Raw genomic sequence first — 26,914 nt, 5'->3', positions numbered from 1 at the left:
AAGGGCTAGGGAAGGGTGGCCGGTGACGCCGCCACGGCGCCTGCCCGCAGGTCGGGGTCTCCGTCCCTCCCCAGCCACCGGAGGGCGTTGCGGGAGGCGATGGCCTCCCAGTCCTCCACCGGCAGGTCCATCTCCCGCAACGTCCGGGCCACCGGCTCCTCGCGCAGCATCGCCGGGAAGTCCGAGCCGACGAGCAGCCGGTCGGCACCGAGCAGGTCGATGAGGTAGCGGATGGCCCGATGGTCGAAGACCATCGAGTCGTAGTAGAACCGCCGGGCGATCTCGAGCGGCGACGGGCCGTCGTCGTGCATCACCGCCCGCTCCGGGTCCACGGGACCCTCGTTCCAGGCGCCACCCCAGAAGTACTGGGCACGGGGCAGCATCATGGCGAAGCCGCCCGCGGCATGGCTGAACGAGATCCGCAGGTCCGGGCAGGCGGCGGCCGTGCCGCCCAGGGCCATCGAGCCGGCCGCGAACATCCCCTCCACGCCCACCACGTACGTGCCCATGGCCGAGGCGGGCAGCCGGGACATGGGCGACGGCATGGCGTGGACGAACACGCTCAGCCCCAGCCGCTCGGCCTCCCGGAAGAAGTCGAGGAACCGCTCATGGCCGATCGACTCACCCAGGACGTTCGAGGCGATCTCCACGCCCGCCAGGCCCAGGTCCCTGATGGCCCGCAGTTCCGCCGTGGCGGCGTCCGGTGACTGCATCGGCACCATGCCGAGCCCGAACAACCGCCCCGGGTCCACCGAGCACATCCCGGCCGTGAACTCGTTCACGTGGCGCGCCAGCGTCAGGCCGTCCTGGTCCGGGAGGTCGTAGCGCAACAGCGGGGGCATGGGACTGATCACCTCCGCGGTGACGTCCGAGGCATCCTGTTCCTCGAGCCGGCGCTCCGCGGCGAAGAAGGCGTCCCGGGCCCGGAACCGCATCGGTCCGAACTCGAGCATCCGGTCCGTGGACCCGTCCACCGCGTGCATGGACGGGAAGCACGAGGGGGCGTCCTGTGGATAGTCGGCCGGCAGGACGTGGGCGTGTGCGTCGATGATCATGGGGTTCTCCGCGCTTTCCTCGAAGGGTGTGGTTGATGGGGCCGGCCGGTGCCGGCGGTGCCGGTGGCCGGCCGCTGCCGGTGTTCAGCGGTGGGGCTCGACGGTGACGTGGAGGGCAGTGCCGTCCCCGCGCTCGCCCGCGAGGGTCTCGATGGCCTCCGCCACCTGGTCGAGCCCGAAGGTGTGAGTGTGCATCCGGGCCAAGTCGAACCGACCGGACTCGAGCAGGGAGATGGCCTTGGCGTTCGCGGCGGCGTCCACGCCGAAGGCGCCCTGGACGCTGAGTGCCCTGTTGATGATCAGGTCGGTGTTGATCGGCAGCTCCCGGCCCCCCTTGAGCCCGGCGAGCACCACGCGCCCACCGTGCCGGACCACGTTGAGGGCGTCCGTCACCGGCCCGGCCGCCATGGGCGTCAGGTCCAGGGCGACGTCGGCCATCCGCCCCGCGGTGAGGCCGGAGACCACCTCGACCACGTCCTGCGCGTCCGGCCCGTCCACCACGACGGTGTGGTCGGCGCCCAGCTGGCGCGCCACCTCGAGCTTGTGCCGGTCCGCCTCCAGGCCGGTGATCACCACCTGCCGGGCGCCGGCGGCCTTGGCCGCGATGACCGCGGCGATGCCCCGCTGGCCGGCGCCGAGCACCACGAGCGTGTCCCCCATTCCGACACCGCCGAGGTCCACGGCCCAGCGGACGCCGGCCCCCAGGGGGTTGTACATGGCGGCGATGTCGATCGGCAGGGAGTTGTCGATGCGGTGCATCACGGCGTTCGGGTCCAGGTACAGGTGCTCGGCGAAGCCCCCGACGACGGCCGGTGCGTCGTCGATCCCGGTCACCCCGTGCGAGTGCCGCCTGCGGCGGCATGATTGGTACCGGCCGACCAGGCAGTCCGCGCAGGACCGGCAGGGCACGATGACCTCCAGGGCGACGCGGTCGCCCACGGACACGCCCCAGCGTTCGGCGGCCCGCTCCCCCAGCTCCTCGATGATGCCCACCGGTTCATGGCCCGGGACGAAGGGCTGGGAGGTCATGCCCATGTGGCCCCGGTAGATCTCGATGTCGCTGCCGCAGATGCCGTTGGCCTCCACGCGCAGCAGGCCGTCGTCCGGCCCGATGGCGGGGCGGGGGAACTCTCGGATCTCGATCTGCCGGGGGCCGGTCTGCACGGCCGCGCGAATGGTCTCGGCCATGATTCGCCTTTCGGTCGGCAACGCAACGTGGCCCTGGCCACGTGGCGCTGCAGGGTGGTGGTGGAGGACGGTGCCGGCGCCGGGCCGGCGGAGGGGTCAGCCGGCCACGGAGGTGACCGGGGGCCCGGGGGGCGCATGGCGTGCCGGGCCGCCGTCGACGGCCAGGATCTGGCCGGTGAGCCAGCGGGACTGCTCGCTGAGGAGGAACAGCGCGGCGTGGGCGATGTCCCACGCGCTGCCCTCCTTCTGGAGGGTGGTGGACTGGCGCCTCGGCTCCCGGAAGCGCTCGTCCATGTTGGCGGCGGCGAACGAGCCCCAGATGGCACCGACCTCCACGCAGTTCACGCGGATCCCCTGGGGACCCAGGGTGGTGGCGGCCCCCTCGGTGAGGTTCTCCAGTCCCGCCTTGGCCACGCAGTACGGCATGCCCGGCCCGCGGGCGCGCACGCCCACCGAGGAGATGTTGACGATGGAACTGCCCGCGGGCAGCAGCGGGACGGCGTGGCGCGTGGCCGACCATGCCGAGACCAGGTTGAGGGAGAGCAGTTCCTGGAAGCGGTCCGGGGTGACGTCGAAGATCCCCGCCCGGTCCCCGCTGGCCACGTTGTTCACCAGCCCGTCGAGACCGCCCAGCAGCTCCGCCGCCCGGGTGACCGCCTGACCGCAGGTCTCGTCGGCGGTGACGTCCGCGACGACGGGGACGGCGGTGCCCCCGGCCGTGACGATGCGGTCCACCGTGCGCTGGGCGGCTCCCGCGTCTCGGTCCAGCACCGCCACGGAGCCGCCGTGGGAGGCCACGAGCCGGGCGATGGCGTAGCCCACGCCCGGCAGCCCGCCGTTCTGGCCGGCTCCCGTGATCAGGATCCGGCGCCCCTCCATCCAGCCGCGCTCACCGGGCAGGATGGGGTCCTCGAGCGGGTCCGCGTCCCGGGCGGTGCCCGTCCGCGCCGCCAGTGTGGTCTCAGCCATGGAGTGCCCCCTCGGGGATCGTGCCGTCATGGGTGGTGGCCGCCGCCTCCGGGCCGATCACGGGCACGGGCGTCCCGGACCAGTCCGCGAAGTACCGGACCACCATGGAGATGCCCGCGTTGCGCGAACCGGCCACGGCCACGATCACCCTGTCCGGATCGGCCAGGGTGGGCTGGAACCGCTCCGGGTCCCCGCCCTGCCCCGGGAAGCGCACGCCGTTCTGCCCGGCGTCGTCCTTGCCGACGGCCTGCAGCTGCGCGGTGGTCCGTCCGGAGTGCTCCACGAGCCACCGCGCCACGTCCCGCCGCGAGTACCCCGCCCGGGCCAGCAGCTGGGCGTGCTCGGGGCACAGCACCACACCGGCTCCGGCGTGCTGGAAGATCCAGGCCCCGGACCGCCCGATGGTGTCCGCGAAGTCCGCCAGCAGCTGCTCGGGGTCGGAGGTGTGCCGGTTGTCCACGAACTCGCAGGTCCGCAACAGCGTGGTGGTCACGGCGTCACCGGGCACGCCGAGGTCCTCGGCCAGGGGTGGCCAGGGGCTCTCCTCCTCGTTCTCCGCCACCACGATCGACCACCGGCCCGGCAGGCCCTGCGTCGCCTGCTCGAGCTCATGGGGCCGGATGCCGTAGGCATTGCGGACCGTCAGCCCGATCGCCCGGCCGATCGTCGCGTTCGGGCGGAAGCCCGGGCCGAAGACGCCCCCGGAGTGGTTGATGCCGAGCTCCGTGCGGATCGCTCCGTTGACGATCACCAGCGGTGCCGGTCCGCTGGTGGACTGCCAGCCGCCGCCGCTCGTGGCCCGTTCCTTGGTCAGCGCCCGCCAGGCCGCCAGCACCACCGGGAAGTACTCCGGGCGGCATCCCGCCATCGCGGCGTTGATGGCCAGCAGTTCGACCGTGACGGTGCGGTCCACCTGTTGCAGGTGGCCGATGACCTCGTCGGCGGGCCGGCCGCCGGCGGCCAGGAACCGGTCGACCAGGTCCCTCGTGGCCGGGACCAGCGGCAGCCCGTCCGACCATCCCTGGTCGTAGGCGTACTCGATGGCCGCCTGGGCCATCGTCGCGTCCACGCGCTGGTGGCCGTTCTGTCCGGCGTCCATCACGCCGCCTCCGCCATCGTCAGGCGGCCGACGATCTCGGACACGAGGGTCCGGGCGCGGGCCCGGACCTCGTCCTCGGTGAGCACGGCCATCGGATGCTCGGTCTCCACCCACTCGTAGTCGGCGTCGCCCTGCACCTGGGCCATGGCCCGGCCGGTGATGTCGAAGGCGTCCGTGAGCACGACGGCGGCCGGCAGTCCGGCGCGCTCGAAGGCGATGCCGTCGGCCACGGCGGCGGCGCTGCACGACCCGCAGTCTCCGACCCCGGTGATGACCACGTCGCAGTGCTCCCGGTACCGGTCGACGATGCTGCGGTCGACGGGCACCGAGAAGTTCTGCTTGGTCTCCACGATGCTCACCTCCCGCGCGCCGTGTTCCGTGGTCAGCAGGTCACCGACCGCACGCAGGAACAACAGGGCGTTGTGCTTGGTGTTGTCCAGCAGGCCGACCCGCAGGCCGGCCAGGGACGGGGGCCGTCGCGCCCGGTCGGCCACCGGCGGGGCCTGCACCTGGGCAGGGCCCGCCCCGGTGGGATCGAGGATCCCGTGAAGAGTGTGACTCATGGTGTCTCCCCTAGTCGTGGACGATGATGCCGCGGATGTTCCGGCCCGCGAGCAGGTCCTCGTATGCCGTGTTGACCTCGTCGAGGGCGTACCGGCGCGTGATGAGCTCCTCGAGCTTGAGGTCCCCGGACCGGTACAGGCCCAGCAGCTTCGGGATGTCGTGGAGCGGATTGCAGTCCCCGAACAGGGCACCGCGGATCTGGCGCTGATAACTGATGAGCATGCCGGCGTGGATGGTGACGGCCTGCTCGTTGAGGTGCCCCACCGAGGTGATGGTCAGCTTGCCGCCCTTGCCGGTCATCGCGATCCCGGCGTTGGCCATCTCCTGGGTGACGACGTCCGCGGTGATGATCACCTTGTCCGCCAGCTGGCCCCAGGTGGTCTCCACGACGAAGTCGTGGGCCTCCTGCGCCGTGGCGAAGGCATGGGTGGCCCCGAACAGTTCCAGTGCCGAATCCCGCTTGAACGCCACGGGGTCGACGACCACGACGTTCTTGGCCCCGGCGTAGCGGGCCCCCTGGACGGCGTTGGACCCGACGCCACCGGCTCCGAAGATCACGACGGTCTCCCCCGCGCGGACCTCGGCGGCGTAGACGGCGGACCCCCAGCCCGTGGGGACGCCGCAGCCGACGAGGGACCCGAGCTCGAAGGGGATGTCGTCCGGCAGCGGGACCACGGCGTACTCGGAGACGACCGTGTACTGGGAGAACGTCCCCAGGGTGCAGAAGCCGCCGACGTCCTCGCCGGCCTCGTCGTGGAAGCGGAACGTGTCGTCCAGGAACATGCCCGTCCCGGCGTTGAGCCCCTTGACGCACATGTTCTGGTGTCCGGTCGAACAGGGACGGCAGTAGCCGCACGCCGGGATGTAGGCGCACACCACGCGGTCCCCCGGCCTGACCCGGGTGACGCTGGGACCCACCGACTCCACCACGCCGGCGCCCTCGTGGCCGCCCACGATCGGGAAACGGACCGGGGCGTCCCCGGCCGTGATGTGGTGGTCCGAATGGCACAGCCCCGCGGCGTGCAGGCGGACGCGGACCTCGTGCTCCTTCGGGGGGTCCAGCTGCAGTTCGGTGATCTGCCAGCCCTCGTGGGGACCGCGGGCGACGGCGGCCCGCGTGGTGAGGGTCGTCGACCCGGCCTCGTCGGTGGCGACGGAAGACGTCGTCATGGCCATGGTGGTGGCTCCTTTCAGTTCCCGGGGCGCACGGCGCCACGCATCGAGACGGTCTTGACCTGCGTCCAGTTCAGGACGGCGTCAGCGCCCATGGTCCGGCCGAAGCCACTGTTCTTGTATCCGCCGAAGGGCCCGCCGATGACGCCGGCGCCCAGGGCGTTGTTGACGCCGACCTGGCCGGCCTGCAGGGCCCGGGACATCCGCACCGCGGTGCCCACGTCCTCGGTCCAGACCGAGGCGACCAGACCGTACTCGACGCCGTTGGCCACCTCGACGGCCTCGTGCTCGTCGTCCACCGGGATGACCGAGAGCACCGGGCCGAAGATCTCCTCCTGGGCGATGGCCATGTCCGGGCTGACGTTGTCGAAGAGGGTCGGGGTGACGAAGAACCCGTCCCCGAAGTCGCCACCGGAGGGTGCGTCCCCGCCCAGCACCAGGTCGGCACCGCCGGCCCGGCCGGCCTCGATGTAGCCCATGACGCGCTCGTGCTGGCGGCCGTTGATCAGGGGCCCCATGTTCACCTTCTGGTGCCAGGGGCCCACCGTGACCTCCTGCATCGCGGCGGCGAGGCGCTCCACCACCTCCTGGTGGACGCTGCGGTGCACCACCACCCGGGAGCCCGCGGCACAGATCTGGCCGGTGTTCAGGGTGATGCCGGTGGCGATCGCCGGTGCCGCGACGGAGAGGTCCGCGTCCGGGAAGATCACCTGCGGTGACTTCCCGCCGAGTTCCAGGTGGAGGGGGATGAGGTTCCGGGCGCAGGCCTCCATCACCGTCGACCCGGTGGCCGGGGAGCCCGTGAACCCCACCCGCCGGATCCCGGGATGGTTCGGGATGGCGGCCCCGGCCTCGGAGCCGAAGCCGGTGACCACGTTGATCACGCCCCCGGGGATGCCGGCCTCCTGGGCGAGCCGGGCCAGGGCCAGTGGGGCCAGGGGGGCGTCCTCGGCCGGCTTGATGACGATCGTGTTCCCCGCGGCGATGGCGGCGGCCACCTCGTTCGTGAACATCGGCCCGGGGGCGTTCCACGGGATGATGGCCCCCACCACGCCGTAGGGCTCGCGGAGGGTGAAGCCGAGGACGTCCGGGGAGTAGGTCGGCAGGGAGACACCCTGGACCTTGTCCGCCTGGCCGGCGATGAAGCGGATCATCCCGGCCAGCGGCGAGGGGCCCCAGTGGGGACGGCCGACGTCGCGGGACTCGAGCTGGTCGAGCACCTGGGCGTTCTGCTCCACGAGTTCGGCCCAGCGGTAAAGCAGGCCCGCCCGGGCCGTGGCGTTGAGGTCCCGCCAGGCCGGCAGTGCCCGCTCGGCCGCACGGACGGCGGCGTCCACGTCCTCGGCGGTCCCCCGCGGCACCCGCCCGAGGACCTCGCGGTTGGCGGGATTGATGACCTCGATGGACTCACCGCCGGCGGCGGGGACCCACTCGCCGCCGATCAGCTGGACATTGTCCTGGAGCAACGGGGTGTCGAGTGCTTCCTGGGGGTCGATGACTGCAGTCATGGTGTTCTCTCTCTCGCGCTTCGATCAGTGCTCGATGGTGATGATGCCGCGGATGTTCTTGCCGTCGAGCATGTCCTGGTATCCCTCGTTGACCTGGTCCATGCTGTAGCGGTTCGTGATGAGCTCGTCGAGCTTGAGCTTGCCGTTCTGGTACATGCTCACCAGGCGGGGGACGTCGTGCAGCGGGTTGCAGGCGCCGAAGATGGCGCCCTGGATCCGCCGCTGGAAGCCGATCAGCATGCCCGGGTGTTCCCTGATGGACCCGTTGCCGACGGCGGTGATGGTGACCTGCCCGGACTTGCCCACGATGTTGATGGCGTCGTGGATGACCTCGTCGTGCAGGCTGCCGACGGTGATGATGGCGTGGTCCGCCAGTTCCCCCCAGGTCGACTCGACGACGAAGTCGGTGGCCTCCTGGGCGGTGGGGAACACGTGGGTCGCCCCGAACTCGAGGGCCTTGTCCCGCTTGAACTCCACGGGGTCCACCACCACGACGCGCTGGGCACCGGCCATGGCCGCCCCCTGGACCGCGTTCATGCCGACGCCGCCCGCACCGAACACCACCGCGGTCTGGCCGGCCTCGACACCGGCGGCGTGGACGGCGGAACCCCAGCCGGTGGGCACGCCGCAGCCGACCAGGCAGGCCACGTCGAAGGGCAGGTCCTGCGGCACCGGGATCACGGAGTACTCGGAGACCACGGTGTACTGGGAGAAGGTTCCCAGCACGCAGAGCCCGCCGAAGTCCACGCCGTCCTGGTGGAACCGGAACGTCCCGTCCGGGAATTCACCGGTGGCCGCGTTCTTGCCGGAGTCGCAGAGATTCTGGCGCCCGGTGGAACAGTAGCGGCAGGACCCGCAGGCGGGAATGAAGGAACACACCACGTGGTCGCCGACGCTGACACGGGTGACCCCCTCGCCCACGGCGTCGATGATGCCGGCGCCCTCGTGTCCGCCGACCACGGGCATCCGCATGGGGGCGTCACCCTTCTGGATGTGGTCGTCGGAGTGGCACATCCCGGCGGCCATCATCTTGATGCGGACCTCATTGGCCTTGGGCTCATCGAGGTCGAGTTCGGTGACTTCCCAGGGCTGTCCGGGCTCACGGCACACGACCGCCCGAGTCTTCATGCTCATGGGACCCCTTTCTGACTGAAGCTGGCGTGGTCCGGACGCTGACGGCCTCGGCCGCCTCCGCACCACCGGAGGATGGACCTACCGTCGCCCAGGTGTGACGCCCATCACCAGCGCCCTTCCGTGGCGCGGAAGCAGGCCGGCGTTCCGGACCACGGTGGTGGGTGGCGGTCCGAGCGGTCGTCCTGGGGCCCCCGGGCCCCGACCCGCTCCCGGGGTTCTGTCCGGTGGAAAGGGTGCTGTGCGCGCACCGGTGCGCGGGTTCACTGTCGGAGACGGGCCGTGGCCTGGACCACCTCGGACGTCCCCTCCCGAGGCCATGCACGATGAACGGAGAGCCGAAGTGATCGACAAGTTCCGCCAGGACCTGCACGGGCACCTGGACGCGGTGCCCGACGGCGCCACCGTCGCGGTCGGGGGCTTCGGCGCCTCCGGCCGTCCCGATGCCCTGCTGAACGCGCTGTGCGACCTCGGCAAGACCGAGCTGCACCTGTACGTCAACAACGTCGGCGAGGACTTCAAGGGCGTGGGCCGGTTGCTCCGGGAGGGCCGGTTGCGCCGGCTGACCGCGTCCTTCCCGATCCTGCCGGAGTTCTACGCGGAGTACTTCGCCGGTCGCGTCGAGTTCGAGCTGGTCCCCCAGGGCACCCTGGCCGAGCGCATGCGCGCCGGCGGGGCCGGCATCGCAGCCTTCTACACCCCTTCCGGGGCCCGGACCATGCTCTCGGACGGGGAGTTCGCCCTGTCCTACCGGGACGGACACCCCCACGCTCGGGTCGAGCCGAAGGAGACCCGTGACTTCGACGGCCGTCCCCACGTGCTGGAACGGGGCATCCGCGCCGACGTCGCCCTGGTGAAGGGACACCGCGGGGACCGCAAGGGCAACATCCGGTTCCGCCGCTCGGCGCGCAACTTCAATCCGCTGGCCGGGATGTGCGGCCGGCTCACGTTCGTCGAGGTCGAGGAGCTCGTGGACGTCGACGTCCTCGACCCGGACGACATCCACCTGCCGGGCGTCTTCGTGGACCACGTGGTGATGACGGCCGCAGCAGTGCCCGCCACGGCGCACATCGTGCGCACGGTGCCCGGTGACCACCACGACACCACCATCCCGACCGCCGAGGAGACGCGATGAGTCCGACCCCGACCGAGACCGCCCCGGCCCCGCCTCGCGGGTTGACCCGTGACCAGGTGGCCGCCCGGGTGGCCCGGGACCTGATCGACGGCTACACCGTCAACCTGGGCGTGGGCATCCCCCTGGCCGTGCCCCACTTCATCCCGGAGGACGTCGAGGTCGTCCTGCACGCCGAGAACGGCGTGCTCGGCCTCGGACCCCACCCGGGTGAGGGTCATGAGGACCCGGACCTGACCGACGCGGGGAAGAAACCGGTCTCCCTGCGGCCGGGGGCGGCGATCGTGGACTCGGCGATGTCCTTCGCCGTGATCCGGGGAGGCCACCTGGACGTCACGATCCTGGGTGCCCTCCAGGTCTCCGAGACCGGGGACCTGGCCAACTGGTACGTTCCCGGACGCAATCCCGCCGTGGGCGGGGCGATGGACCTCGTGGCCGGGACGCCGCAGGTGTGGATCTGCATGGAGCACGTCGACCGGCAGGGGCTGCCGAAGCTGGTGAGGCAGTGCACGTTCCCGCTCACGGGTGCGCGCGTCGTCACCCGCGTCTACACCGACCTCGCCGTGTTCCACGTGGAGGACGGTGGGCTGGTCCTCGTGGAGTGCGCCCCCGGCGTCAGTCCCGAGACGGTCCGCCGGCACACGGCCGCCGAGTACACCGAGCGGCTGGCCGGCTGAGACCGCCACGACCGGATCATCGCGAGCGCAAGGAGAGACCACCCATGGACCAGCTCGAGGGAAGGGTCGCCGTCATCACCGGCGGCAGCAGCGGCATCGGCCGCGGCATCGCGTCGGCCTGCCTGGAGGCCGGGATGCGCGTCTACGTCACGGGGAGGACACCCGGGCACCTCCGGGAGACGGTGCAGGACTTCACCGCCCGCGGTCTCGACGCCCGCCCCCTCCAGGTGGACGTCACCGACCTGCCCGCCATGCTGGAGGCGGCCGCACGGGTGGAGGAGGAGACCGGCGGCATCGACCTGCTGGTCAACAACGCGGGGATCGGCCTGACGGGTCCCGTCAGCGCCGCGACCGCCGCGGACTGGGACTGGCTCATCGACGTCAACATCAAGGGCGTTGGCCACGGGCTGCAGGCCTTCCTGCCCCTCCTGCGGCGGGAGAGCCCGGGGCGGACCGGGGCGCACATCGTCAACACCTCGTCCATGGCCGGGCTGATGCCGATCGTCGCCGGTCTCTACTCGATGACCAAGGCGGCGGTGATCGCCCTGTCCGAGGCCCTCCACATCGAGCTGGCACCGGAGGGCATCGGGGTCAGCGCCTACTGTCCCGGTCCGACGCACTCGAACATCGCCGCGGCCGTCGCCAATCGCCCCGCCGGCTACGGCCCCTCGGGGTACGAGCGGCCGGACCCCGGTCACCTGGAGGCCGCTGCCGGGCAGCCGTACATGAGCGCCGAGGAGGCCGGGCGGCGGGTCCTGGCCGGAGTGCGCCGCGGGGACCTGTTCATCCTGACCCACCCCGAGTTCCGGGACGGCGTGGTCGACCGGCACCGGACCATCGAGGACGCGTTCCCGGACGAGCCCCTCGACGCCGAACGGGCGGCGGCCATCCCGTTCCTGACCTCGTCCCCCGTCTACGGACAGGACCACCGGCTGCCGCCCCCGGTCCACCCGGGACAGGCCGTGGACCTCACCCCCTGAGTGCCCATGCGGCCCCGCGAGTGCCCGCCCGCGGGGCCGCATCACCGGCCACCGGTGCACGGACGCACCGCGGACGCCGGCGTGCGCCGGGCGGCCGGGATGCCCGGCCGCCCGTCGCGGTCGGTTGCGGGCCCCTCCCCAGCCGGACCGCGGCGCTCAACCGCGCAGGTCGAGGGGAACCACGGGGACCGGCCCGGCGAGCTCCGCCGGCCCTGCCGGGTGGTAGGCGAAGTTCTTGGCCCGGGCTCCGCCGTCGACGACCAGGTCCGTGCCCGTCACGAGCCGCGCGTAGTCCGAGGACAGCCAGGCCACGGCGTGGCCGATGTCCGTGGGCGTGCCGGTGGTGCCCATCGGGACCAGCGCGGGACGGTCACCGCCCCACCGGCTCGGGCGCCGCCACGGTTCCCCGCCCTCGGCACCGCCCAGTCCCGTCCCCCGGGGTGGCGGGCCGTCCAGCACGCCGCGCGCCCCGGCCGCCAGCAGGTCCGGATTGTCCGGGGTCGGCGCGGTGGGCGTGAAGCCGTTGACCCGGATGCCGTAGGGGGCCAGGTCCATGGCCGCGGCGCGGACGAAGTTGTTCACCCCGCCCTTGCAGAAGGCATAGGCGATCACCCCCGCCGTCCCGCTCCATCCGTTCGACGAGGAGACGCAGACGATCGACCCCCGGATCCCGCGCTCGGCCATCGCCCGGCCCACGTGCTTGGTGTTGAGGAAGTACCCCAGCGAGGAGACCCGCACCGCACGCTCGTAGGACTCCGCGTCCTCGTCGAGCACGCCGCGCCCGCCCAGCAGGGCGGCATTGTTGACGAGGATGTCGATCCTCCCCCACCGCCGGAGCACGGCGCCGACGTACTCGCCCACCTGCGCCTCGTCGGTCACGTCACCGGGTGCCGCCATGGCCTCGCCGCCATGGGCCTCGATACGGGAGATGCAGGCGTCCATCGACTCCGCGGAGACGTCGTTGCACGCCACCTTCGCACCGTAGCGGGCCAGGGCGAGCGCGATGCCACTGCCGATGTTGGGACCACAGCCGGTCACCAGGGCCACCTTGCCGTCGAGGTTCAGGTCCATCAGGACTCCTTCTGTCAGGGACGTGCGTGTTCAGACGGCGCTGCCGAGCACCGGCTCGGGCCGTCGCAGGGGGAATGGGCTCAGCCCGCCCCCGTCCACCGGAATGGCCTGGCCGGTGACGTACCCGGCATCGGGAGAGGCGAGGAAGGCCACGAGGGCACCGATGTCCGCCGGCATCCCCACCCGTCCCACCGGGATGGCCCGGCCGCGGGCCGCCATGGCCTGCGCCAGGTCGAGGTCGGCCACCGGGTCCAGGACGGCCCGGCTCGTGGCCACCAGCCCGGGGCAGACGGCATTGACGGTGATCCCCCAGGGCCCCAGGTCCATCGACAGGGCCCGCGTCATCCCGATCACGGCGGCCTTGGAGGCCGAGTACGCCACGGAACCCGGTGCCGCGGTGAGCCCGGCCATCGAGGAGACGTTGACGATCCGCCCGTATCCCTGGGCGCGCATCAGGGGTACGGCGGACCGGCACATCCAGTAGGTGCCGCGGACGTTCACGTCGATCTGGAGGTCGAAGGCCTCGTCGGGCACGTCCTCCACGTCCTGGCGGTCCACACCCTGCGGCGCGGCGGCGTTGTTCACCAGGATGTCGAGCCGGCCGTGGACCTCCCGGACGGTGTCGAACAGCCGATCGACGTCGTCACGGACGGAGATGTCGGCCAGCACGGTCTCGACTCGGGCCCCGGCCCGGCCCAGGTCCCCGGCGAACTCCACCAGGCCCGACGGCGGCGCCTCCCCCCGCCGTCGCTGGCGTTCGTTGGCCACGCCGCGCGGTTCGCGGTCCGTCAGGACGAGGGCCGCGCCCCGCGCGGCCAGCTCCCGGGCGATACCCTGACCCATCCCGTCGGGCTTGCCGCATCCCGTGACCAGCGCGACCTGACCGGCCAGGCTCCCGTGAGCACCCGCACCGGCCGGGCCGCCACCGGAGGGCGGCGTGCCCTCACCAGGGTGTCCTGCACGGCCCTCGGTTGCACCCTCGGTGGTGTTCTTGTCCACGTTCTCGTCCACGTTCTCATCCACGTCCGCCACGGTAGGCCCGGCCCCGCGCGCCCGGTGCCCGCCTTCCCCCCGGTGGAAGGCACCGCGCACCACCGGCGTCCATCCGCGAGGATCGGTCACGGGCCGCCGGCCTCCCCCTGGCCGCCCGGGGACCGCGGACCGGGCCGGTCCCGCCTCGGGGTGCGGAAGGGGTGGCGACGGCAGGCAGTGACTGCAGGCGCGGACCGCGGGCGGTGACGGTGAGACGGTGACGGCGGGCGGAGGACCGATGACGGCGACAGAGCGGCACGAGTACGACATCGTGGTGGTCGGAGCGGGTGGGGCCGGCGCGCCCTTCGCCGCCCGCGCGGCCGCCCTGACCGGGGCACGGGTGCTGGTGCTGGAGGCGGGCCCGGTCCCGCGGGACGCGTCCGGTTTCCCGCCGGAGGTTCTCGACGCGGCGGCCCTGCCGACCGTGGCCGGACGCGGCGCGCACACCAGCTGGTTCCCGGCGGAACTGGCACCCGGCACCCCGGCGGACATCGGCCGGGGCGCCGGTGCCGGCGGATGCACCGCCGTGAACGGCGCCTACTTCGTCTGGCCCCGCCTCACGGACCTGGACCGCTGGTCCGCCGCCGGCAACCCCGATTGGGCCCCGGAACGGGTGGTGCCGGTGCTGCGCACCCTGGAGGACGACACGGACTTCGGAGACACCGGGCGGGGCGGTGCCCGCCCGGGAACGGTGGTCCACGGATCGGCCGGTCCCGTGCCGGTCAGCCGGGCCCGCCTCGACCGTTCCCCGGTGGCGCAGGCTTTCTCCGAGGCTGCGGACGACCTGGGATTCGCACCGGTGACCGACCTGAACGACCCCGCCGTGGCCGAGGGGCATGGACCGCTGCCGCTCAACGTCCGCGACGGCGTGCGCATGAACACGGGACTGACCCACCTGTTGCCGGCCCTGCGGGAGGGACACATCACCGCCTGGGGTGACACCACCGTGCGGACGATCCTCCTGGACGGGAACCGGGCCGTGGGGGTCGAGGCCGAACGCGACGGACAGCCGGTCCGCGTCCACTGTGACGAGGTGGTCCTGGCTGCCGGTCCGCTCGCCACCCCCCATCTGCTCATGCTCTCCGGGATCGGCCCGGCGACCGCGCTGCGCCGGGCCGGGGTGCCCGTGGCCGTGGACTCCCCCGGGGTCGGCGCCTCCTTCAGCGACCATCCGGACCTGATGGTGACCGTCCCGCTGCGCCGTCCGGTGCCGAATCCCGACCGCCTGCTCTTCGGGTGGGCACTGCACCTGTCCGGTGAGTCCACGGCCACGCCCGGAGACGTCGAGGTCCTGCCCATGCTGCGCTCCTTCGGCGCGCTGGCCGGGGCCCCCGATGAGTCGGGTGACCTGGCCGTGATCGTCGCATTGCAGCGACCGGAGAGCCGGGGGGACCTCACCCTGGAGTCCGCGGACCCACGCCGACCGCTGCGGATCCGGCACCGCCACCTCTCCACCGAGCATGACCGCGCCCGCCTGCGCACCGGACTCAGGACGACCCATGCGCTCCTGAGGTCCGGTCCGCTGGGAGACCTCCTGGACGCCGGCCGCCTGGAGGATCTGCTGCCTGCGAATGATGCCGCCCTGGACTCCTGGATGGCCCGGAACCTGGGCACGGCCGTGCACACCGCGGGGACGGCACCCATGGGGCCGCCCGAGAGCCCCGGCAGCGTCACCGACCAGCAGGGCCGCGTCCACGGGGTGGAGGGGCTGCGCATCGTGGACACCTCCGTGCTCCCGGACGTGCCCAGCCGCGGGCCGGCCTCCACGGCGGCGCTGGTGGGCACGCACATGGCGACCCTGAGGGGTACGGACACCCGGTCTCGGAGCACCACGCCACCGGGAGGCTTCCATCACGCGGAAGCCACCCTTGGGCTCCGGATGTGATCTCCCTAACATCGAGGTCAGGGCGATCAGCCCCTATGGCGATAGGCACCAGGGCGGAGAGGGCGCACAGCCCCCCACCGGCGTCCTTCCGGTCCCGTCGCCGCCCGGCGAACGATCCCAGAGAGGTCACATCCCATGGCATCCCCGATGGCACCCCAGCACCAGGACGACGTCCAGCCCGCCGACGAGACCCCGGCCGACACCCTCGGCGAGCTGATCGAGGAGGTCTCGATCGACGGCATGTGCGGGGTGTACTGATGTCCACCCCGGTCCAGGCCGCTCCCGCCCTGGACGTGACCGCCAGCCCGTGCCTGGCACGCAGCGTGTCCGTCCGCCCCGAGCGCTTCGGGGCCCTGCTGTACGACTTCCGCACGCGCACGCTGATGTTCCTGAAGTCCCCCCGGCTGGCCCACGTGGTCCGCCTGATGGACGGCACGACGACGGTCGGGGACTGCATGGACCGGGCCGGGGTTCCCGCCGAGGAGCGCGGACCGTTGTTGCAGGTGCTGCACCACCTGCAGCGCATCCGGATGCTGACCGACCACGCCCTGCCCGAGGGCGGGCCCGAGGAAAGAGACACCCCATGACCGCACCGGCCCTGGACCGCCGGCCTCAGAACCGGCTGGTCGACCACTTCGAGCAGGGACTGGACGCCCCGATCTGCCTGACCTGGGAGCTGACCTACGCCTGCAACCTGTCCTGCGCCCACTGCCTGTCCTCCTCCGGACGCCGCGACCCCCGGGAGCTGACCACCGAGCAGTGCGAGGCCGTCATCGACGAACTGCAGCGGATGGGGGTGTTCTACGTCAACATCGGTGGAGGCGAACCCACCGTGAGACCGGACTTCTGGCACCTGGTGGACTACGCCGTCGCCCACCAGGTCGGCGTCAAGTTCTCCACCAACGGCGTGCGGATCACCCCGGAGAACGCCCGCCGCCTGGCCGCCACGGACTACGTGGACGTCCAGGTGTCCCTGGACGGCGCCACCGCGGAGGTCAACGACTACATCCGTGGCCCGGGCTCCTACGACACGGCGCTGCGCGCGCTGGCCAACCTGCACGAGGCAGGGTTCCGGGACGCCAAGGTCTCGGTGGTGGTCACCCGCCAGAACGTGGGCCAGCTGGACGAGTTCAAGGCGATCGCGGACCGCTACGGTGCCACCCTGAGGCTCACCCGGCTGCGCCCCTCCGGACGCGGGGCGGACGTCTGGGACGAGCTGCACGTGCTGCCCGAGCAGCAGCAGGAGCTCTACCGGTGGCTGGTGGCCCACGGTGAGGACGTGCTCACCGGGGACTCCTTCTTCCACCTGGCCCCACTCGGTGGCCCGCTGCCCGGGCTGAACCTCTGCGGCGCCGGCCGGGTGGTGTGCCTCATCGACCCCATCGGTGACGTCTACGCCTGCCCCTTCGCCATCCACGACGAGTTCCTTGCCGGCAACGTGCTCGGTGAGGGCGGGTTCGCCGGTGTCTGGCGCGACTCCGGACTGTTCCGGGAGTTGCGGAACCCCCAGTCCGCCGGGGCCTGTTCGTCGTGCCCCTTCTTCGACTCGTGCCGCGGCGGGTGCATGGCGGCCAAGTTCTTCACCGGCCTGCCCATGGACGGCCCCGATCCGGAGTGCGTCCTGGGCCACAGCGAGACCGCCCTGCTGGGACAGCGATCCGTCCCCCCGGCGAGCCAGGACCACTCCCGGCCGTTCGCCACGCGCAACGAACCGGTCCTGGTACAGCTGCAGCGCCGACGGCCCGATGCCCCGCCGGTCTCGGCCTGTGCCGAGAGCCCCCTCGCCGGGTTCCAGCCGGCCCCCACCCTGCGCTGAACGCGCACCAGACCCGCAAGCAGGAGAACCATGGCAACACGGCTTTCGACCCCCTGGACCAAGAACCCCTGGTTCGAGACGGTGAGCGAGGCGCAGCGGCGGGCACGCAAGCAGCTGCCCTCGCCGGTCTACTCGGCGCTGCTCGCGGGGTCCGAGGCCGGTGTGACGGTCACGGAGAACGTCGCCGCCTTCTCCCGCCTCGGCCTGCGACCGGTGACGGTCGGCCAGACGAGGGGGCATGACCTGGCCACCTCCGTCATGGGCGTCGACCTCTCGATGCCGGTGATGATCTCCCCCACCGGGGTGCAGGCCGTGCACCCCGACGGTGAGGTCGCGGTGGCGCAGGCCGCCCGGAACCGCGGCACGGCGATGGGGTTGAGCTCGTTCGCGAGCAAGCCGATCGAGCAGGTGATCGCCACCAATCCGGACCTGTTCTTCCAGGTGTACTGGACCGGTTCGCGCGAGGACATGGTCCGGCGCATCGAGCGGGCCCGGCAGGCCGGGGCCAAGGGCCTGATCCTCACCACGGACTGGTCCTTCTCCGTGGGGCGCGACTGGGGCAGCCCGGAGATCCCCGAGCGGATCGACCTGCGCTCCGCCCTGCGGCTGGCGCCCTCGGTGGTGACCAGGCCCCGGTGGCTGGCGTCCTTCCTCGCCAACGGCGGGATCCCGGACCTCACCGTGCCCAACCTGGTCGATCCGGGCCAGCTCGGCCCGACGTTCTTCGGCGCCTACGGTGAATGGCTGCAGACGCAGCCTCCCACGTGGCAGGACATCGAGTGGATCATCCGCGAGTGGGGTGGTCCGACCATGGTCAAGGGCGTCATGCAGGTCGAGGAGGCCCGGCGGGCGGTCGACGCCGGCGCCACCGCGATCTCCGTGTCCAACCACGGCGGCAACAACCTGGACAGCACGCCGGCCGCCATCCGCATGCTGCCGGCCATCGCCGAGGCCGTCGGCGACGAGGTGGAGGTCCTGCTCGACGGTGGGGTGCGCCGCGGTTCCGACGTGGTGAAGGCCGTGGCCCTCGGTGCCCGCGCCGTCATGATCGGCCGCGCCTACCTCTGGGGCCTGGCCGCCAACGGCTCCTCCGGCGTGGAGAACGTCCTGGACCTGATGCGCTCGGGCATCGAGGCCTCCCTGACCGGCATGGGCGTCGGGTCCATCCACGACCTGGGCCCGGAGCACCTCGTGGTGCCGGACGACTTCGCCCTCTCGCTGTGACCACCCCCTCCGCACGGGCGATGCCGTCGACCGCGACGCCCACCGGGGCCGTCGGCCTCGAGGCGCGCACGTCCGCGGAGTCGGGAGGGTCGCCGATGCTGCTGGTGCCGCTGGGATCGGTGGAGCAGCACGGCCCGCACCTGCCCCTCGGCACGGACAACGTGATCGCGGGGGAGGTCTGCCGGCGCGTCGCCCCGCGGCTCGGACCGGACTGGGTCCTGGGGCCGCTCATCCCGTTCGGATGCAGCGGCGAGCATGAGGGCTTCGCCGGCACCGTGTCCATCGGGCGGGCCCAGCTCGTCGGGTACCTCGTGGAACTGGTGCGGTCCGCCACCCGCTGGACGCGGGGCGTCCGGTTCGTCACGGGACACGGCGGCAACGTCCCCTCCCTCATCGAGGCGTGCGGACTGTTGGCGTCAGAGGGCCGGGACGCGGCGTGGACCGGCATGGAGCTGGCCGGAGCGGACGCCCATGCTGGGCACACCGAGACCTCGCTGATGCTGCGGTTGCGCCCGGGCCAGGTGCACCACCGGGCGCGTGAACGCGGCCGGACCGATCCGGTCGGGGACCTCATGCCCCGGCTGCGGGAGCATGGTGTCGCCGCCGTCTCCCCCAACGGGGTGCTCGGGGACCCGACCACGGCGACGGCGGCGGCCGGTGACGATCTGTTCGACCGGTTGTGCTCGACGGTGCAGGAGCGGCTGGTGCAGGGCCGGGTGGGCCAGGGCGGGCGTCTCGTGCGATGACCGTGTCCGCGCCCCCCGAGACCCCCCTGCCGGAGGGGTTCCGCGTGCGCCTGACCGCGCGGCACCATCGTCACGGCGTCCTGGAATCGTCCCTCCGGCCCGCCGTGGCCAGGATGAGCTCGTCGGTGCGTGCGCTGCTGGAGGGTGACTCGGTGCGCGTGGGCGGGGACGTCGGCACCGGGGTCGTGCGCCGGCTGATGGAACTGGACATGGCCGTGCCCTGGCCGGATCGGCTCCCCGCGGCACCGGCCCTGGAGGACCTCACGGTCGTGGTCCCCGTGAGGGACCGCCCGGCCGGACTGGACCGCCTGCTCCGCGCCTTGGCCCCCCGCGCCCGTGACGACCGGGCCGCCCCGGGTCCCCCCGTGCTGGTGGTCGACGACGCCTCCGCGGACCCGCGGTCGATCGACCGGGTCGTCCGGGCCCACGGGGCCCGCCTGCTGAGGCTGCCGGCCAACCGGGGGCCGGCCGGCGCCCGCACGGCCGGGATCGCGACGGTGTCCACCCCCTACGTGGCGTTGGTGGACTCCGACGTGACCCTCGGGCCGGCGGATCTGCGCCGGTTGCTCGCCGAGCTGGCGGACCCGCTGGTGGCCGCCGTCGCACCCCGGGTCCGCGCGCACTCCACGCCGGCAGCCCATCCCGTGGTGCGCTACGACCAGAGGTGGGGTGCCCTGGACCTCGGGACGGTGCCCGGCCTCGTCGGACCGGGCCGCCGGGTCTCCTACGTCCCCACCGCCTGCTGGGTGGCCCGGACGGAGGTCCTCCGGGGCGGATTCGACGAGACCCTGCGCGTCGGCGAGGACGTCGACCTGGCCTGGCGGCTGGTGGACCGGGGCTGGTGGGTCCGCTACGTCCCGGAGGTCGTGGTGCGGCACGCGAGCCGGCCCGGCCTGCGCGCCTGGTGCCGCCAGCATGCGGGCTACGGCGAGAGCTCCGGTCCCCTCGCCCGGCGGCACGGCCCCCTCCTGGCCCCGGCCCGGTACACGGTGGGCGGACTGGTGGTCGCCGCCTGCCTCGTCGCCCCCGCGGGATGGTCCACCGCCATCCCCCCGGGCGTGTTCGCCGTGACCGCGCTCCGGTTGCGCGGCCGCCTGGCCCCATTGGGCCTGCCGCCGCGGTCCGTGCTGCGCCTGGCCGCCGCCGGGCTCCGGGCCAACCTGGAGCAGAGCTCGGCCCTGGTGGCCCGCTACTGGTTCTGGCCCCTGGTCCTGGCAGCACCGTCCTCGCGACGGGCGCGGCGCCTCCTGGTGCGTGGCGTCGCCGTGGACCTGGCCCTGCGCCTGCGCCATCCGGCCGACCTTCCCCTGCTGGCCCTGCGGGTGGTCGAGAACGCCGCCTTCGCCTGGGGGACGGTGCGCGGCCTGGCCCGCGGAGGATCGATGAGGGCCCTGCTGCCGGTCCTCATCGGCAGCCGCGCGGGCCCACGGGGGTCCTCGGGACGACGACGGCCCGCGCGACAGAAATACCTATCAAGATAGTTATTCGTTGAATACGATGATGCGATGGTGGACACGGTGAGATCATGACCTCTGCGGTATCCGAAAAGATGACAGCGGCCGGCCGCGTCCTGGCGATCCTGGACGCCTTCTCCGACCGCAACGACAGCCTCACCCTCAGCGAGATCGCCCGGCTGGCGGGACTCACGCTGCCGACGGCCCACCGGCTGGTCGGGGAACTCACCGACTGGGGTGCGCTGGAACGGCAGGCCAGCGGGCAGTACACGGTGGGCCTGAAGATCCTGGAGCTCGGCTCCCTCGCGCAGCACCGCCTGGCGCTCAAGTCGGCCGCGTATCCCTACCTCCATGGCCTGCACCACGCGACCCGTGCCAACGTCCACCTGTCCGTGTCCGTCGGGCACGACGTCCTCTACCTCGAGTCGCTCAAGGCACCCGGCGGGGCGGACGTGGACAGCCGCTTTGGGGGCCGGTGGCCGCGCCACGCCACCGCGACCGGGCGGGTCCTGATGGCGGCCGCCGACCCCTACGAGCAGGACCTCGCCCTCGACCGGCCCCTGGAGTCGTACTCACCCTTCACGGTCACGGACCAGCACGAATTGCGCCAGCTGCTGGCCGAGATCCGGCAGCGCGGCGTCGCCGTCGCCTACGACCAGATCGCCACCGGCGTCATGGCCGTCGCGGCACCGATCGTCGACTCCCACGGCAAGGTCGTCGCGGCCGTCGGCATCACCGTGCAGAAGGACCGCTTCACCTCCCACCAGCTGATCCCCCCGGTCACCACGACGGCCCGCAACATCTCCCGCGAGCTCGCGCGCCTGGCGTACTGCGCCGCCTGCGGGTGAGGCGGGCCCGGGGCGCGGCTCCGGGACCCTCGCGTGCGGGGCGCGGCAGGCGCACGGCGGCCCCGTGACCGGAGGGCTCGCGGGGCCGCCGTGGCGCTGCCTCAGGGACGGGCGCCGGTCAGACGGCCCCCACCTTGCGCCAGGACCCCTCGTAGTTCTCGCGGACCTCGGAGGAGTAGGGCACCGGGGAGACGGTCACGTTGACCTCGATCTGCCGGTGGCGTTCCACGGTGGTCTTGCCGGAACCGCCGTCGGGCTCACCCCACACGACCTTCAGCCGGTCCCCGACCTGCACGTCCGGGTCCACCACCGCGAGGGAGAGCGCGGTGCGCTCGTTGAACGAGTACCCGGTGAACATGGACAGCCCCACCACCCTGCCGGACTCGTCCACCACGGCGTCGAAGTTGGACGAGCCGTAGTTGGCGTTGGGCAGGTCGAAGAACTTGTAGGGCAGCTCGCCCTTGCCGTACATCGAGGCGTGGATGCGCGCCATGTCCTCGTCGTCCCAGGCCAGGGTGACCTTGTGGCGCTGGGCGGACTGGTCCATCTGCTCCAGGGCCTCGCGGCCGATGAAGTCGTGGTCGTACTTGATGAAGTTGCCGTAGCCCAGCTCGAACGGGGTGGTGTAGTAGTCCTCGATGTCCTCGGAGACGAAGGAGCCGGCGATCGTGTTCATCGCCTCGTAGGAGTCCGCACCGAGCCACCGCCGGTACTCGGCGAGCATGCCGTCCCCGGAGTAGATGGCCGGCAGCGGGGACGGGATCCAGCCGGACTCCAGGGTGTTGGAGGAGTACGCCCGGGCGCCCACGGCGGTGAGGCCGAACTCCTCACCGGCCTCCATGAACACCTCGCGGACACGGTCGTAGTCCTCGTACGGGCCCCACAGCTCCAGCCCCGGGGCGCCGGCCATGCCGTGACGCAGCGTGCGCACCTGCGTGCCACCCACGTTCATGGAGCTCATGTGGAAGAACTTCAGCTGCTCGACGGGTCCGCCGTTGACCTTCTCGATCACGTCCCACGCGCGGGGGCCCTGGATCTGCAGGCGCCAGAACTCGCGGGTGACGGCCTTGCCCATCGGTCGGGACGGCGAGCGCCGGTCCACGGTGAGCTCGACGTCGTAGCCACCGGTCTCGGCGTGGAAGGTGATCCAGTCCGTGACCGGGGCGCGGCCCACGTAGGTGTACTGGTCCTGCTCGTCATGGAACAGGATGCCGTCGCCGATGACGTGGCCGGCCGGGGTGACCGGGACGATCTGCTTGGCCCGGTCGACCGGGAAGTTCTCCAGCGAGTTGATGGCCACTGTGGACAGCAGCCGGTGGGCGTCCCTGCCCCGGATGATCAGGTTGTCCATGTGGTGGGTCTGGTCGAACATGACGGCGGAGTCGCGCCAGGCGCCCACCTCGTCGCGCCAGTTGGTGAACTCCGGGGCCACCACCGGGTATATGTACGCGCCGGTCTTCACGTTGCGCATGTGGTCCACGGGGTTCCCGGCCGCGTCCAGCACGTCCTGCAGGGTCTTCTTCTCGGTCATGACTGTCTCCTCGCGTCGTCCGGCCGTCGGCAACGATCACCCGGCCGCCAATACCTCTCAGCATAGGTATTGAGGTGTGATCTGGGCAACACTTTTGTCAACGATCCGCGAGACCCGTTCAACGCCGGGCGCCCCCGGTGGTCCCGGGGCCGCCCCTGGTGCAGGGATCCCGCAGGGATCCACCGGGGGCGACGCCGGGACGCCGGGGGCGCGGGACGCCGGGAGCGGGAGGACGGTCAGCCCACCTCAGCACTCCGGGATGTTGACGGCCACGTTCACGGCCAGGCCGCCGCGGGAGGTCTCCTTGTACTTGGACATCATGTCCCGTCCGGTCTCCCGCATGGTGTTGATCGCCTCGTCCAGGGTGACCCGGTGCGAACCGTCCCCCACCAGGGCCAGCCGGGCCGCGTTGATGGCCTTGACCGAGGCGATCGCGTTGCGCTCGATGCAGGGGATCTGGACCAGTCCGGCGATCGGGTCGCAGGTCAGGCCCAGGTTGTGCTCCAGGCCGATCTCCGCCGCGTTCTCGACCTGCTCGGGCGTGCCGCCGAGCACCGCGCACAGGCCGGCCGCCGCCATCGAGCAGGCCGAGCCGACCTCGCCCTGGCAGCCGACCTCCGCGCCGGAGATCGAGGCGTTGCGCTTGAACAGCGTCCCGATCGCCCCGGCGGTGAGCAGGAAGTCCACGACGGCGTCGTCGTCGCACTCCCGGAACCGGTCGAAGTAGTGCAGCACGGCGGGGATGATGCCCGCCGCCCCGTTGGTCGGGGCGGTGACCACCCGGCCGCCCGAGGCGTTCTCCTCGTTGACGGCCAGTGCGAACAGGTTGACCCACTCCATGGCCCAGAGGGTGTCCTTGTCATCCCCCGCCGCCTCCTGCTCCTGGAGCCGGCGGAGCAACCCGGGCGCCCGGCGCCGGGCCTGCAGCCCACCGGGCAGGGTCTCCTCGGTGCGGCCGCACCCGTTCTCCACGCACTCCCTCATGACCGCCCACACGTGGAGCAGGGACGAACGGACCTCGTCCTCACTGTGCCGGGTCAGTTCGTTCGCGAGCATCACCTCGGCGATGGACTTGCCGGACTCCCGGCATCGCTGCAGCAGCTCGGCCGCGTCGGCGAACGGGTACGGCTCCGGGTTGTCCTGGTCCTCCGGTTCCGGCGTGCCCAGGTCCTCGGCCGTCACCACGAAGCCGCCGCCCACGGAGTAGTACTCCTGCGAGGCGACCAGGCCGCCGGCGGCGTCATACGCGGAGACGCGCATGCCGTTGGGGTGGCCGGGCAGGGACTGGCCGCGGTGCAGCACCACGTCCCGGTCCTTGTCGAAGTCGACCTCGTGGGTGCCGTTGAGGGCCAGCCGGCCGGTCTCGATGGCCTCGAGGACGACGCGCGGAGCCTCGTCCGCCTCGATCGTCTCGGGGTCCCGGCCGGCCAGCCCCAGCACGACTGCGGCATCCGAACCGTGCCCGATGCCCGTGGCCGCCAGGGAGCCGAACAGCTCTCCCTGGACACGGGCCACGGACTCCAGCGTCCCGCTCTCCGCCAGGCCGCCCACGAAGATGCGGGCGGCACGCATGGGTCCCACGGTGTGGGACGACGACGGCCCCAGCCCGATGGAGAACAGGTCAAGCACGCTCAGGGTCACAGAACCTCCTCATGGCAGAACTCCTCGGCGGCATCCAGCACCCAGCGTACGAGGTAGTCGGCGAAGGAGGCACGGGGGTAGACCCGGTATCCACTGTCCGCGTAGCGGTGCAGGACCACCGGCACCGGCCCGAGCTGGGTGGCGATGGCGGTGCCCACCCCGAACGACCGGGGGTGCAGGTCGGCGTGGCACCCCTTCTCCAGGACCTCGCGCACCCTCGGACCACGCAGGTCCAGGACGCTGCGGTTGGCCGAGATGTCCACCGCCTGACCGGGCAGGCCCTCCAGCGCGTCCTCCAGCTCGCGCCCCTCGCCGGGCACCTGCTCCCGGGAGACGTCCACGGCGAGGAACTCGTCCGGGGACAGCCACACCACGTGCAGGCCGTCCGGGTCTCCGGTGACCTGTCCGTGTCCGGTGGGCAGGGACACCCCGAGCACGCCCTCCAACGCGGTGGCCGAGGCGGAGTTCGGCCGGGCGCGCAGCCCCAGCTGCACCGGGAAGGCCAGCTCGCGCACGGACACTGCGCCCTGGGAGCGTTCACCCACCTGGGCCATCTCGGCGGCCAGGTGTGCGGCCGGGGTCCGGCGGAGGCCTGCGGCCACCTGGCCGGATGCCTGGGACTGGTCGATCGTCATGGTGTTCTCAGCCATCGCGACGGCTCCCTTCAGGGTCAAACAGGACGGGTGAGGTGATCTCGACATCCACGGATCCGTCCCCGAGCGGGGACTTCACGATCTCGCCGAACCGGTTGCGGCCGTTGTCCACGAGGGCCAGGCCGAACGGCCGGCCCAGGGCCGCCGAGTTGTAGGAGGAGGTGACGTGCCCGATCATCGGGACCGGGCCGGCGTCGGGGGTGATGGGGGTGTCCGCGGCCACCAGCTGGGCGCCTTCCGCGAGCCGCGTGGTGCGGTCCACGGGCAGCACGCCCACCAGGTGCCGGCGGTCCTCCCGGGCCGCGTAGGGCCGGGAGTAGGAGCGCTTGCCCACGAAGTCCTTGAGCTTCGAGACGGCCCACTCCATGCCGGCGTCCTGCGGGGTCACCGTGCCGTCGGTGTCCTGGCCGATGATGATGAGTCCCTTCTCGGCGCGCAGGACGTGCATGGTCTCGGTGCCGTACGGGGTGATGTCGAACTCCGCACCGGCCTCCGCCACGGCCTCCCACGTGGACAACCCGTAGAACGCCTCGACGTTGATCTCGAAGGCGAGCTCACCGGAGAACGAGATCCGGCAGATCCGCGCCGGGGTCCCGTTGGCCAGGGTGGTCTCGCGGAACGCCATGAACGGGAACGCCTCGTTGGAGACGTCCAGCTCCGGGGCCAGCTTCGCGACCACGGCGCGGGACTTCGGCCCCACGACGGCGATCGTGCTCCACTGCTCGGTCACCGAGGTGAACACCACGTCCAGTTCCGGCCACTCGGTCTGGTGCCATTCCTCGAGCCAGTCCAGCACCTTGGCGGCGCCACCGGTCGTGGTGGTCATGAAGAACCGGTCCTCGGCCAGGCGCATGGTCACGCCGTCGTCGAAGAGCATGCCGTCCGCGGTGCACATCAGCCCGTAGCGGCCCATGCCGACCTTCAGCTTCTTGAAGCCGTTGGTGTAGATGCGGTTGAGGAATTCACCGGCGTCCTCGCCACGGATCTCGATCTTGCCCAGCGTGGTCCCGTCCATGAAGCCGACGGACTCGCGCACGGCGGCGCACTCGCGCAGCACGGCCGCGTCCATGTCCTCCCCGTCCTTCGGGAAGTACCAGGGCCGCTTCCACTGGCCCACGTCCTCGAACAGGGCCCCGTTCGCCACGTGCCACGGGTGGATCGAGGTCAGGCGGGCGGGATCGAACAGCTCACCGCGGCGGCGTCCGGCGACGGCGGCGAAGGCCACCGGTGTGAACGGCGCCCGGAAGGTGGTGTTGCCGACCTCGCCCAGGTCCGACTCGTTCAGGGCGGCGGCGATCACGCCGATCGCGTTGACCCCGGAGGTCTTGCCCTGGTCGTTCGCCGTGGAGATGGAGGTGTAGCGCTTGACGTGCTCCACCGAGCGCATCCCGGCCCCGGTGGCGCGCAGCACGTCGGCCACGGTCTGGTCACGCTGCAGGTCCACGAAGTGCGTACGCCACTCCCGCGGCTCGCCCTCCAGGGCCGGCACCAGCCACAGCGAGCGCACCGATCCGTACTCCGACGACGGCGCCTCGGG

Annotated in this window: 25 protein-coding genes; 11 read left to right on the top strand and 14 right to left on the bottom strand. The window is 72.1% G+C overall.

From position 1 onward, the window contains the following. Positions 1-5: 5 nt before the first annotated feature. The 8 genes from PLJ28_RS05360 to PLJ28_RS05325 form a co-directional block, all read right to left on the bottom strand. Positions 6-1,055, bottom strand: a complete 1,050-nt coding sequence (locus PLJ28_RS05360; RefSeq protein WP_183530186.1) for an amidohydrolase family protein — start codon at positions 1,053-1,055, stop codon at positions 6-8. 84 nt (positions 1,056-1,139) lie between these two features. Continuing rightward, positions 1,140-2,243 carry a zinc-dependent alcohol dehydrogenase gene (locus PLJ28_RS05355; protein ID WP_183530188.1) on the bottom strand — a complete coding sequence of 368 codons (1,104 nt, stop codon included), beginning with the start codon at positions 2,241-2,243 and terminating at the stop codon, positions 1,140-1,142. Positions 2,244-2,339: 96 nt separating this feature from the next. Further along, entirely contained in the window at positions 2,340-3,212 is an 873-nt protein-coding gene (locus tag PLJ28_RS05350) for an SDR family NAD(P)-dependent oxidoreductase (protein ID WP_221243878.1), read from the bottom strand. Beyond that, positions 3,205-4,311, bottom strand: a complete 1,107-nt coding sequence (locus PLJ28_RS05345) for a hypothetical protein (RefSeq protein ID WP_221243879.1) — start codon at positions 4,309-4,311, stop codon at positions 3,205-3,207. Before PLJ28_RS05345 ends, PLJ28_RS05350 begins: the two co-directional genes overlap by 8 nt. Continuing rightward, positions 4,311-4,874, bottom strand: a complete 564-nt coding sequence (locus tag PLJ28_RS05340) for a UGSC family (seleno)protein (RefSeq protein ID WP_183530190.1) — start codon at positions 4,872-4,874, stop codon at positions 4,311-4,313. The genes PLJ28_RS05345 and PLJ28_RS05340 overlap by 1 nt, the downstream gene beginning before the upstream one ends. 10 nt (positions 4,875-4,884) lie before the next feature. Then, entirely contained in the window at positions 4,885-6,051 is a 1,167-nt protein-coding gene (locus tag PLJ28_RS05335) for an NDMA-dependent alcohol dehydrogenase (protein WP_298042704.1), read from the bottom strand. A 14-nt stretch (positions 6,052-6,065) separates the two neighbouring features. Continuing rightward, on the bottom strand, positions 6,066-7,556 hold the full coding sequence (locus PLJ28_RS05330; RefSeq protein WP_324589951.1) for an aldehyde dehydrogenase family protein: 1,491 nt from the start codon (positions 7,554-7,556) through the stop codon (positions 6,066-6,068). Between the two features lie 24 nt (positions 7,557-7,580). Continuing rightward, on the bottom strand, positions 7,581-8,690 hold the full coding sequence (locus tag PLJ28_RS05325; RefSeq protein ID WP_324589950.1) for an NDMA-dependent alcohol dehydrogenase: 1,110 nt from the start codon (positions 8,688-8,690) through the stop codon (positions 7,581-7,583). Positions 8,691-9,030: 340 nt separating this feature from the next. On the opposite strand from PLJ28_RS05325, the gene PLJ28_RS05320 reads away from it, so the two are divergent. From PLJ28_RS05320 to PLJ28_RS05310, 3 genes are read left to right on the top strand one after another with little or no spacing between them, the layout of a single operon-like run. After that, entirely contained in the window at positions 9,031-9,822 is a 792-nt protein-coding gene (locus PLJ28_RS05320) for a 3-oxoacid CoA-transferase subunit A (RefSeq protein WP_298042700.1), read from the top strand. After that, positions 9,819-10,496, top strand: coding sequence for a 3-oxoacid CoA-transferase subunit B (locus PLJ28_RS05315; RefSeq protein ID WP_183530426.1), 678 nt, complete (start codon positions 9,819-9,821; stop codon positions 10,494-10,496). The genes PLJ28_RS05320 and PLJ28_RS05315 overlap by 4 nt, the downstream gene beginning before the upstream one ends. 44 nt (positions 10,497-10,540) lie before the next feature. Continuing rightward, positions 10,541-11,476, top strand: coding sequence for an SDR family oxidoreductase (locus PLJ28_RS05310; protein ID WP_183530424.1), 936 nt, complete (start codon positions 10,541-10,543; stop codon positions 11,474-11,476). A 156-nt stretch (positions 11,477-11,632) separates the two neighbouring features. Here the strand turns inward: PLJ28_RS05310 and PLJ28_RS05305 are convergent, their stop codons facing one another. Further along, entirely contained in the window at positions 11,633-12,547 is a 915-nt protein-coding gene (locus tag PLJ28_RS05305; protein WP_183530422.1) for an SDR family NAD(P)-dependent oxidoreductase, read from the bottom strand. A 30-nt stretch (positions 12,548-12,577) separates the two neighbouring features. Beyond that, a complete protein-coding gene (locus PLJ28_RS05300; protein WP_183530420.1) occupies positions 12,578-13,570 on the bottom strand; it encodes an SDR family NAD(P)-dependent oxidoreductase in 993 nt (330 codons plus the stop codon). Positions 13,571-13,817: 247 nt separating this feature from the next. Between PLJ28_RS05300 and mftG the strand changes: the two genes are divergently transcribed. From mftG to PLJ28_RS05260, 8 genes are all read left to right on the top strand, one after another. After that, positions 13,818-15,464, top strand: a complete 1,647-nt coding sequence (gene mftG, locus PLJ28_RS05295; RefSeq protein WP_183530418.1) for a mycofactocin dehydrogenase MftG — start codon at positions 13,818-13,820, stop codon at positions 15,462-15,464. Between the two features lie 135 nt (positions 15,465-15,599). Further along, positions 15,600-15,722, top strand: a complete 123-nt coding sequence (gene mftA / locus PLJ28_RS05290) for a mycofactocin precursor MftA (RefSeq protein ID WP_221243873.1) — start codon at positions 15,600-15,602, stop codon at positions 15,720-15,722. Next, complete coding sequence (mftB, locus tag PLJ28_RS05285; RefSeq protein WP_298042690.1) at positions 15,722-16,051, top strand: mycofactocin biosynthesis chaperone MftB; 330 nt, start codon at positions 15,722-15,724, stop codon at positions 16,049-16,051. The genes mftA and mftB overlap by 1 nt, the downstream gene beginning before the upstream one ends. After that, positions 16,048-17,280, top strand: a complete 1,233-nt coding sequence (gene mftC, locus PLJ28_RS05280; protein ID WP_183530131.1) for a mycofactocin radical SAM maturase — start codon at positions 16,048-16,050, stop codon at positions 17,278-17,280. Before mftB ends, mftC begins: the two co-directional genes overlap by 4 nt. Before the next feature lie 30 nt (positions 17,281-17,310). Beyond that, positions 17,311-18,504, top strand: coding sequence for a pre-mycofactocin synthase MftD (gene mftD, locus PLJ28_RS05275; RefSeq protein ID WP_183530129.1), 1,194 nt, complete (start codon positions 17,311-17,313; stop codon positions 18,502-18,504). Between the two features lie 20 nt (positions 18,505-18,524). Further along, entirely contained in the window at positions 18,525-19,250 is a 726-nt protein-coding gene (gene mftE / locus PLJ28_RS05270) for a mycofactocin biosynthesis peptidyl-dipeptidase MftE (RefSeq protein WP_183530145.1), read from the top strand. 44 nt (positions 19,251-19,294) lie between these two features. Then, positions 19,295-20,731, top strand: coding sequence for a glycosyltransferase (locus tag PLJ28_RS05265; RefSeq protein WP_324589949.1), 1,437 nt, complete (start codon positions 19,295-19,297; stop codon positions 20,729-20,731). A gap of 44 nt (positions 20,732-20,775) precedes the next feature. Beyond that, positions 20,776-21,552 carry an IclR family transcriptional regulator gene (locus PLJ28_RS05260; protein ID WP_221243871.1) on the top strand — a complete coding sequence of 259 codons (777 nt, stop codon included), beginning with the start codon at positions 20,776-20,778 and terminating at the stop codon, positions 21,550-21,552. Positions 21,553-21,670: 118 nt separating this feature from the next. On the opposite strand, the gene ligM is transcribed toward PLJ28_RS05260, so the two are convergent. The 4 genes from ligM to PLJ28_RS05240 all read right to left on the bottom strand — a co-directional run. Further along, positions 21,671-23,083 (bottom strand): vanillate/3-O-methylgallate O-demethylase, encoded by a 1,413-nt coding sequence (ligM, locus tag PLJ28_RS05255; protein WP_183530126.1) that lies wholly within the window; start codon positions 23,081-23,083, stop codon positions 21,671-21,673. A gap of 246 nt (positions 23,084-23,329) precedes the next feature. After that, positions 23,330-24,724 carry an L-serine ammonia-lyase gene (locus PLJ28_RS05250; protein ID WP_183530123.1) on the bottom strand — a complete coding sequence of 465 codons (1,395 nt, stop codon included), beginning with the start codon at positions 24,722-24,724 and terminating at the stop codon, positions 23,330-23,332. Further along, positions 24,721-25,374: a sarcosine oxidase subunit gamma gene (locus tag PLJ28_RS05245; RefSeq protein WP_183530121.1), complete on the bottom strand. Its 654-nt coding sequence runs from the start codon at positions 25,372-25,374 to the stop codon at positions 24,721-24,723. The genes PLJ28_RS05250 and PLJ28_RS05245 overlap by 4 nt, the downstream gene beginning before the upstream one ends. Continuing rightward, a partial coding sequence (locus tag PLJ28_RS05240) for a glycine cleavage T C-terminal barrel domain-containing protein (RefSeq protein ID WP_324589948.1) occupies positions 25,367-26,914 on the bottom strand: 1,548 nt, incomplete at its 5' end. The genes PLJ28_RS05240 and PLJ28_RS05245, both read right to left, overlap by 8 nt.

This window comes from Citricoccus sp., assembly GCF_035445025.1.
GTDB lineage: Bacteria > Actinomycetota > Actinomycetes > Actinomycetales > Micrococcaceae > Citricoccus.
This window is presented reverse-complemented; position numbering and strand designations above follow the sequence as displayed.

What these genes read in the sequence shown, in the direction of transcription:
- mftB (WP_298042690.1), top strand. Translation starts at nt 15,722, where the DNA reads ATGTCCACCCCGGTCCAGGCCGCTCCCGCCCTGGACGTGACCGCCAGC.
- PLJ28_RS05350 (WP_221243878.1), bottom strand. Translation starts at nt 3,212, where the DNA reads ATGGCTGAGACCACACTGGCGGCGCGGACGGGCACCGCCCGGGACGCG.
- PLJ28_RS05310 (WP_183530424.1), top strand. Translation starts at nt 10,541, where the DNA reads ATGGACCAGCTCGAGGGAAGGGTCGCCGTCATCACCGGCGGCAGCAGC.
- mftA (WP_221243873.1), top strand. Translation starts at nt 15,600, where the DNA reads ATGGCATCCCCGATGGCACCCCAGCACCAGGACGACGTCCAGCCCGCC.
- PLJ28_RS05355 (WP_183530188.1), bottom strand. Translation starts at nt 2,243, where the DNA reads ATGGCCGAGACCATTCGCGCGGCCGTGCAGACCGGCCCCCGGCAGATC.
- mftE (WP_183530145.1), top strand. Translation starts at nt 18,525, where the DNA reads ATGCCGTCGACCGCGACGCCCACCGGGGCCGTCGGCCTCGAGGCGCGC.
- ligM (WP_183530126.1), bottom strand. Translation starts at nt 23,083, where the DNA reads ATGACCGAGAAGAAGACCCTGCAGGACGTGCTGGACGCGGCCGGGAAC.
- PLJ28_RS05260 (WP_221243871.1), top strand. Translation starts at nt 20,776, where the DNA reads ATGACCTCTGCGGTATCCGAAAAGATGACAGCGGCCGGCCGCGTCCTG.
- mftC (WP_183530131.1), top strand. Translation starts at nt 16,048, where the DNA reads ATGACCGCACCGGCCCTGGACCGCCGGCCTCAGAACCGGCTGGTCGAC.
- PLJ28_RS05345 (WP_221243879.1), bottom strand. Translation starts at nt 4,311, where the DNA reads ATGGACGCCGGACAGAACGGCCACCAGCGCGTGGACGCGACGATGGCC.
- PLJ28_RS05335 (WP_298042704.1), bottom strand. Translation starts at nt 6,051, where the DNA reads ATGGCCATGACGACGTCTTCCGTCGCCACCGACGAGGCCGGGTCGACG.
- PLJ28_RS05340 (WP_183530190.1), bottom strand. Translation starts at nt 4,874, where the DNA reads ATGAGTCACACTCTTCACGGGATCCTCGATCCCACCGGGGCGGGCCCT.
- PLJ28_RS05305 (WP_183530422.1), bottom strand. Translation starts at nt 12,547, where the DNA reads ATGGACCTGAACCTCGACGGCAAGGTGGCCCTGGTGACCGGCTGTGGT.
- PLJ28_RS05360 (WP_183530186.1), bottom strand. Translation starts at nt 1,055, where the DNA reads ATGATCATCGACGCACACGCCCACGTCCTGCCGGCCGACTATCCACAG.
- PLJ28_RS05315 (WP_183530426.1), top strand. Translation starts at nt 9,819, where the DNA reads ATGAGTCCGACCCCGACCGAGACCGCCCCGGCCCCGCCTCGCGGGTTG.
- mftG (WP_183530418.1), top strand. Translation starts at nt 13,818, where the DNA reads ATGACGGCGACAGAGCGGCACGAGTACGACATCGTGGTGGTCGGAGCG.
- PLJ28_RS05325 (WP_324589950.1), bottom strand. Translation starts at nt 8,690, where the DNA reads ATGAGCATGAAGACTCGGGCGGTCGTGTGCCGTGAGCCCGGACAGCCC.
- PLJ28_RS05245 (WP_183530121.1), bottom strand. Translation starts at nt 25,374, where the DNA reads ATGGCTGAGAACACCATGACGATCGACCAGTCCCAGGCATCCGGCCAG.
- mftD (WP_183530129.1), top strand. Translation starts at nt 17,311, where the DNA reads ATGGCAACACGGCTTTCGACCCCCTGGACCAAGAACCCCTGGTTCGAG.
- PLJ28_RS05330 (WP_324589951.1), bottom strand. Translation starts at nt 7,556, where the DNA reads ATGACTGCAGTCATCGACCCCCAGGAAGCACTCGACACCCCGTTGCTC.